The following is a 5,297-nucleotide window of genomic DNA, read 5'->3' as shown; positions in this document are numbered from 1 at the left end:
GATGTGCGAACTACCTCGGCGAGGGCCGGGCTACCTCGGCGAGGGCCGGGCTACCTCGGCGAGGGCCGGGCTACCTCGGCGAGGGCCGGGCTACCTCGGCGTCAGTGCGGACGGACCGGGCCGACGGCGTCGGACGTGAACGTCGCCGACGTGTAGCCGGGCGCCGACACGGTCACCTCGACCGAGATGTCCGCGCCGCGGTCACGACCGGTGAGGTGGTACCGCGTGCCGTCCGCGCCGCGCACGGGCTCGCCGTCGCGCAGCCACTGCACGTCGACGTCGGTGCCGTCCCCGGGCAGGTACTCCCCCGGGTCGACGGTGAGGACCTTGCCGATCTTCGCCCTGCCCTCGATGCTCGGCCCCTCGACGTCGGTGACGACGGGGTCGTGCAGGGTCACGTCGGCGGCCCGGGTGAACACCTGCCGGTGCGCGTACCAGAGCTGGTAGTAGGCGTCCTCGCCGCGCACGTCCGTGCGGTCGTCGGGCACGGAGCCGTCGAACGACGTGGCGTAGTAGTAGTCGGTCGAGACCGAGTCGTCGGACACCACGTAGCTCTGCTCGGCCCCGATGGTGTACTCGATCGGCGTGACCGCCTGCTCGGCGATGCCCGGGTAGGGCTGGTACGCCGCGCCCTCCGGGTACGCCCGGCCGTAGATGGCCGCGGTCTCGTCCCCGCTCACGGTCACCGTCTGCCCGGTGCTCGGCACGACCACGGGGCGGTCCGCCGGGTTGTGGATCCAGGCCAGCGACCCGGCCCACCACACGCCCAGCCACTGGTCCCGCACCTGCGCGACGACGAGCTTGTGGCCCGAGGTGACGCGCGCGCTGATGTCGCTGGCGTAGGTCGTGCCGTCCGCGCCGCCCGGCTTCCAGCCGGGGTCACGGGCGTAGGGGGCGTCGAGCGACGGCTCCTGGTAGGCCACCGCGAAGTTGGTGCCGGCGCCCGCGACGCAGTCGCCGGACCCCGGCGACGCCTGCTCGCACCCCGTGACCGGGTTGGCGTTGTCGTCGTAGCCGGCGACCACCTCGACGACGTCGCCGGGCGCGACGTCCGTCGTCGTGTCCAGCCCGCCGCCGATCGGCGCACCGAGCAGCTCGAAGTAGTGCTCCCAGTCCCAGTACGGGCCCGGGTCCCAGTGCACGCTCTTCGTGTAGCCGGGCAGGATGCCGGGGATCTGGTCGTGCCCGATGACGTGCGCGCGGTCGAGCGGGACGTCGTACTTCTCGCCCAGGTACCGCACGAGCTGCGCGGACGACTGGTAGAGCGCCTCCGTGAACCAGCCCGACGTGCCGGCCCAGCCCTCGTGCTCCAGGCCGATCGAGTGCATGTTCATGTACCAGTTGCCGGCGTGCCAACCCACGTCGGAGGGCTCGAGGTGGTTCGCCACGTGCCCGTCGGACGAGCGCAGCGTGTAGTTCCACGCCAGGTAGTTCGGGTCCTGGACCATGTTCAGGGTCCCGTCGTACCCGCCCTCGGTGTCGTGGACGACGATGTAGTCGATCGACGGGCCGCCCTCGCCCGTGCGGTCGGCCTGGTCGTGGTTGCCGTAGTTGCCCGTGTCGTCGGGCAGGTCGGCGCTGCCCTTCGCGTACGGCGCCGGTATCCAGTCGCAGCCCAGGTCGGGCGGGCAGTCGGCGGCGGGGTCGCTCGCCGCGGACGCGGACGCCTCGGGCAGGACGGCGTCCGGACGGGCGGCGAGGGTGACCAGACCGCCGTCGTCGGTCGTGCGGCTCTCACCCTTCTGCAGGGTCGAGTACACCCGCGCGGCGAACGACGGCGAGCCGCCCAGCCGCGCGACGGCCGTTCCCCAGGACGCGAGGTCGCCCGCGCCCTCGCCCGCGTCCTCCTGGTAGGAGGCGAGGAGCGCGGCGGCGCCGCAGGTGTTCGCGGCGGCGTCGGACCTCAGCTCGGCGACGGGCAGCCCGGTCAGGGCGGCGGCGCGGTCGAGCTCGCTCACGGCGGAGCGGGGCGTGGCGTCCTTGCCGGCCCCGTCGGGCGCCTCGGGCGCGTGGTCGAGCAGGTTGAACAGGCCGTAGCCGCCGTCGATGCTGGGGGTGCCGGCGTGCTGGTCCCAGCGGGACTCCATGTAGGAGACGGCCTTGAGCAGGTCGGCGGGGACCCCGGTGGCGTCGCTCGCCGCGGCGAACGCGGACTCCCGGTCCGGCGCGGCGACGACGGCGTCGCAGGTCACGTCGGACGTGGGGGCGGTGGTCGGCCCCGCCCCCGCGGCGACCGCGGGGATCGTGACCAGGGGCAGGAGGAGGCCGGCGGCTGCCAGCTCGGTGGTGCGTCGTCGTACGGATCTCACGGGGAGTGCTCCTCTCGAGGACGGAGTGCGCTCGGGGCGCACCTCGTCATCGAACCGTGAAATCCCGTTTCATGGGAAGTGATAGACGTAAAAAATCTCGTCGCGCGAGATCGCGACGAGATCCGGCCACGCCCGAGGGACGGACGGCGGGAATCAGGAGAGGCGGACGGTGGCCTGCGAGCGGCCGAGCACCTTGGCGCCCTCGTGGGTCACCGTGAGGTCGACCCGCACCGTCCCGGCGTCGGCGTCGATCGCGCCGACGGCGGCGGAGACCTCGACGACGGCGCCACCGTCGCGCGGCACCGGGACCGGCTTCGTGAAGCGGGTCTGGTAGGCGACGACGGCGCCCGGGTCCCCCGCCCAGTCGGCGACGACGCCGACGACGGATCCCATCGTGAGCATGCCGTGGGCGATGACGTCGGGCAGCCCGACGCCGGTGGCGAAGGACTCGTCCCAGTGGATCGGGTTGAAGTCGCCGCTGGCCCCGGCGTAGCGCACGAGGCGGGCGCGGTCGAGCTCGACCGCGCCGGTGGCGACGACGTCGCCGACGGCGAGGTCCGCGAGCACGGGGCGGGGCTGCTCGTGTGCCATCAGGAGTCCTCCCCGCGGATCACCAGGCTCGAGCTGACGGTCGCGACGGGCTCGCGGGCGCCGTCGTCGGCCGCGCCGTCCGCGGCCGCGAAGATCTCGCAGCGCGTGGTCACCATCGCGATGCCCGCCCGCTCGGTCACCGAGTCCACGTGGAGCACGGTGACCAGCTCGTCGCCCGCGACGATCGGCCGGTGGTGCGTGAACCTCTCGTCCGCGTGCACGACGCGCGAGAAGTCGATCCCGGCGGCCGGGTCCTGGACGTACTGCGCCTCGGCCCGTTGCGCGACGACGACGGCGAACGTGGGGGGCGCGACCAGGTCCGGATAGCCGAGACCCCGCGCTGCCACGAGGTCGTGGTGCGCGGGGTGGGCGGCACCGACGGCGGAGGCGAACTCACGGAGCTTCTCGCGCCCTACCGAGTAGGGGGCGGTGGCCGGGTACTCGCGGCCAGCGAAGCCTCGATCGGGAAGCGTGTTCGCCACGTCGGTGCGGTGATCCGTCGAGAGCTGCGTCAGCGGGTCTCGCGGTGCGACGTGTGCTTGCCGCAGCGCGGGCAGAACTTCGCCAGCTCGAGACGGTCGGGGTCGTTACGACGGTTCTTCTTCGTGATGTAGTTCCGCTCCTTGCAGTCCACGCAGGCCAGCGTGATCTTCGGGCGGACGTCCGCGCTCTTGGCAGCCATGGTGTGTCACCTCTCGCGCCCCCGGAAGGCGCCACGTGAATCAAGGAACAGGCCGGTCCGACGCCGGCCGTCGAACCGTGATGGTGTCGGTAGCGAGGGCGGGGCTCGAACCCGCGACCTCACGATTATGAGTCGTGCGCTCTGACCAGCTGAGCTACCCCGCCGCGCGTGACGGAACGCAGGACCATTCGTCCTCGAACAAGGACGACGGTCCCGCGTCACATCACAGAGCCCCGAAAGGGAATCGAACCCTTGACCTTCTCCTTACCATGGAGACGCTCTGCCGACTGAGCTATCGGGGCAGCGGAGAAGACTCTACACGGCTCTCGGCACCTGATGAAATCCGCGGGATGCCCGCTCGATCACATCGTGCACCGGGGCCGTGCAGGCCCCTCCAGACGTCGGACGAGGCGCCTCCCGAGGGTGGCGCCCCGTCCGTCGCGGTGGCAGGTGAGGGATTCGAACCCCCGAAGGCTGAGCCGTCTGATTTACAGTCAGATCCCTTTGGCCGCTCGGGCAACCTGCCGTGCGGGCTCGCGGACGAGCTCGCGGGTAGAACCATAACGCCCCGGAGGGCCCCGGCGGAAATCGTCCCGCCGTGGCCCCCGTCACGACCGCACGCGGGGCGCGCCGGGGCCCTACATTGAGGCGGTGACGTCCCCCTCCTCCCCCGACCGCTGGGGGCTGCCGCTCGGCCTCTCGGCGTTCGTCCTGTGGGGCGCGATGCCCCTCTTCTTCCCGCTGCTCGAGCCCGCCGGCCCCGTCGAGATCATCGCCCACCGCGTGGTGTGGAGCCTCGTGTTCTGCGTGGTGCTCCTGCTCGTCACGCGCACGTTCGGGTCGTTCCTCGCCGTCCTGCGCAACGGGCGCGTCATGGGCGCGCTCGCCGTCGCGTCCGTCCTGATCATCGCGAACTGGACCACGTACGTGTACGCGGTGCTCTCCGGCCACGTGCTGGACGCCGCCCTCGGGTACTTCATCAACCCGCTGCTGACCGTGCTCCTCGGCGTGCTCGTGCTGCGCGAGCGCCTGCGCGTGGCGCAGTGGGTCGCGCTCGGGTTCGGAGCCGCGGCCGTCGTGGTGATCTCCACGGGCGTGGGCGGCCTGCCGTGGATCGCCCTCGTTCTCGCGGGCGCCTTCGGGCTCTACTCCCTGGTGAAGAACCGGGTGGGGCGCGACGTCGGCGCGCTGCCCGGCCTGGCCGCGGAGACGGCCGTGGCCACCCCGTTCGCCCTGGCATACCTCGTGGTGCTCGGCGTCACCGGCGTCGGCACGTTCACGACCGAGGGCGTGGGGCACGCGCTCCTGCTCGCCGCCTGCGGCGTCATCACCGGGCTGCCCCTGCTGCTCTTCTCGGCCGCCGCGCGCCGGCTGCCGCTGTCGGTCGTCGGGATGCTGCAGTACCTGACCCCGGTGCTCCAGTTCCTGCTGGGCCTGCTGGTCTTCGGGGAGCACATGCCGCCCACCCGCTGGGCCGGGTTCGTGCTCGTGTGGGTGGCGCTCGTGATCCTCACGGCCGACGGCACCCGGCAGGCCCGCGCGTCGCGCCTCGCCACCCGGGACGCCGCAGGGGCGGGGGGGGCCCCGGGGGGCCCCCCCCCCCCCAATTCACCCTCGAGCGCGTCGACGACGCCGTCGCCGACTTCATCGGGGACGAGAAGGACCGCAGGGAGCACTGAGGGCGGCCGCGGCGCGGGCAGGGACCCGCGGCGCGG

General features: G+C 72.6%; 5 protein-coding genes and 3 tRNA genes. 1 reads left to right on the top strand and 7 read right to left on the bottom strand.

Annotated features, from left to right (window positions below):
- Window positions 1–101: 101 nt before the first annotated feature.
- From ACFQ80_RS22425 to ACFQ80_RS22395, 7 genes are all read right to left on the bottom strand, one after another.
- Window positions 102–2,309 (bottom strand): N-acetylmuramoyl-L-alanine amidase, encoded by a 2,208-nt coding sequence (locus ACFQ80_RS22425; RefSeq protein WP_430565193.1) that lies wholly within the window; start codon window positions 2,307–2,309, stop codon window positions 102–104.
- Between the two features lie 153 nt (window positions 2,310–2,462).
- Window positions 2,463–2,900, bottom strand: coding sequence for a MaoC family dehydratase (locus ACFQ80_RS22420; RefSeq protein ID WP_430565192.1), 438 nt, complete (start codon window positions 2,898–2,900; stop codon window positions 2,463–2,465).
- Window positions 2,900–3,382, bottom strand: a complete 483-nt coding sequence (locus ACFQ80_RS22415; protein WP_430565191.1) for a MaoC family dehydratase N-terminal domain-containing protein — start codon at window positions 3,380–3,382, stop codon at window positions 2,900–2,902. Before ACFQ80_RS22415 ends, ACFQ80_RS22420 begins: the two co-directional genes overlap by 1 nt.
- Window positions 3,383–3,411: 29 nt before the next feature.
- Window positions 3,412–3,582 carry a 50S ribosomal protein L33 gene (rpmG, locus tag ACFQ80_RS22410; RefSeq protein ID WP_079572326.1) on the bottom strand — a complete coding sequence of 57 codons (171 nt, stop codon included), beginning with the start codon at window positions 3,580–3,582 and terminating at the stop codon, window positions 3,412–3,414.
- Window positions 3,583–3,672: 90 nt separating this feature from the next.
- Window positions 3,673–3,746, bottom strand: a tRNA-Met gene (locus tag ACFQ80_RS22405).
- 65 nt (window positions 3,747–3,811) lie between these two features.
- A tRNA-Thr gene (locus ACFQ80_RS22400) sits at window positions 3,812–3,884 on the bottom strand.
- Between the two features lie 142 nt (window positions 3,885–4,026).
- Window positions 4,027–4,108, bottom strand: a tRNA-Tyr gene (locus tag ACFQ80_RS22395).
- Between the two features lie 125 nt (window positions 4,109–4,233).
- On the opposite strand from ACFQ80_RS22395, the gene rarD reads away from it, so the two are divergent.
- Window positions 4,234–5,297 (top strand): EamA family transporter RarD (gene rarD, locus ACFQ80_RS22390; RefSeq protein WP_430565190.1); only part of this gene is annotated, 1,064 nt, incomplete at its 3' end.

Source organism: Isoptericola sp. NPDC056578, assembly GCF_042793275.1.
Taxonomy (GTDB): domain Bacteria; phylum Actinomycetota; class Actinomycetes; order Actinomycetales; family Cellulomonadaceae; genus Isoptericola.
Note: the sequence above shows the minus strand (reverse complement) of the source record. Positions and strands in the feature narration are given on the sequence as shown.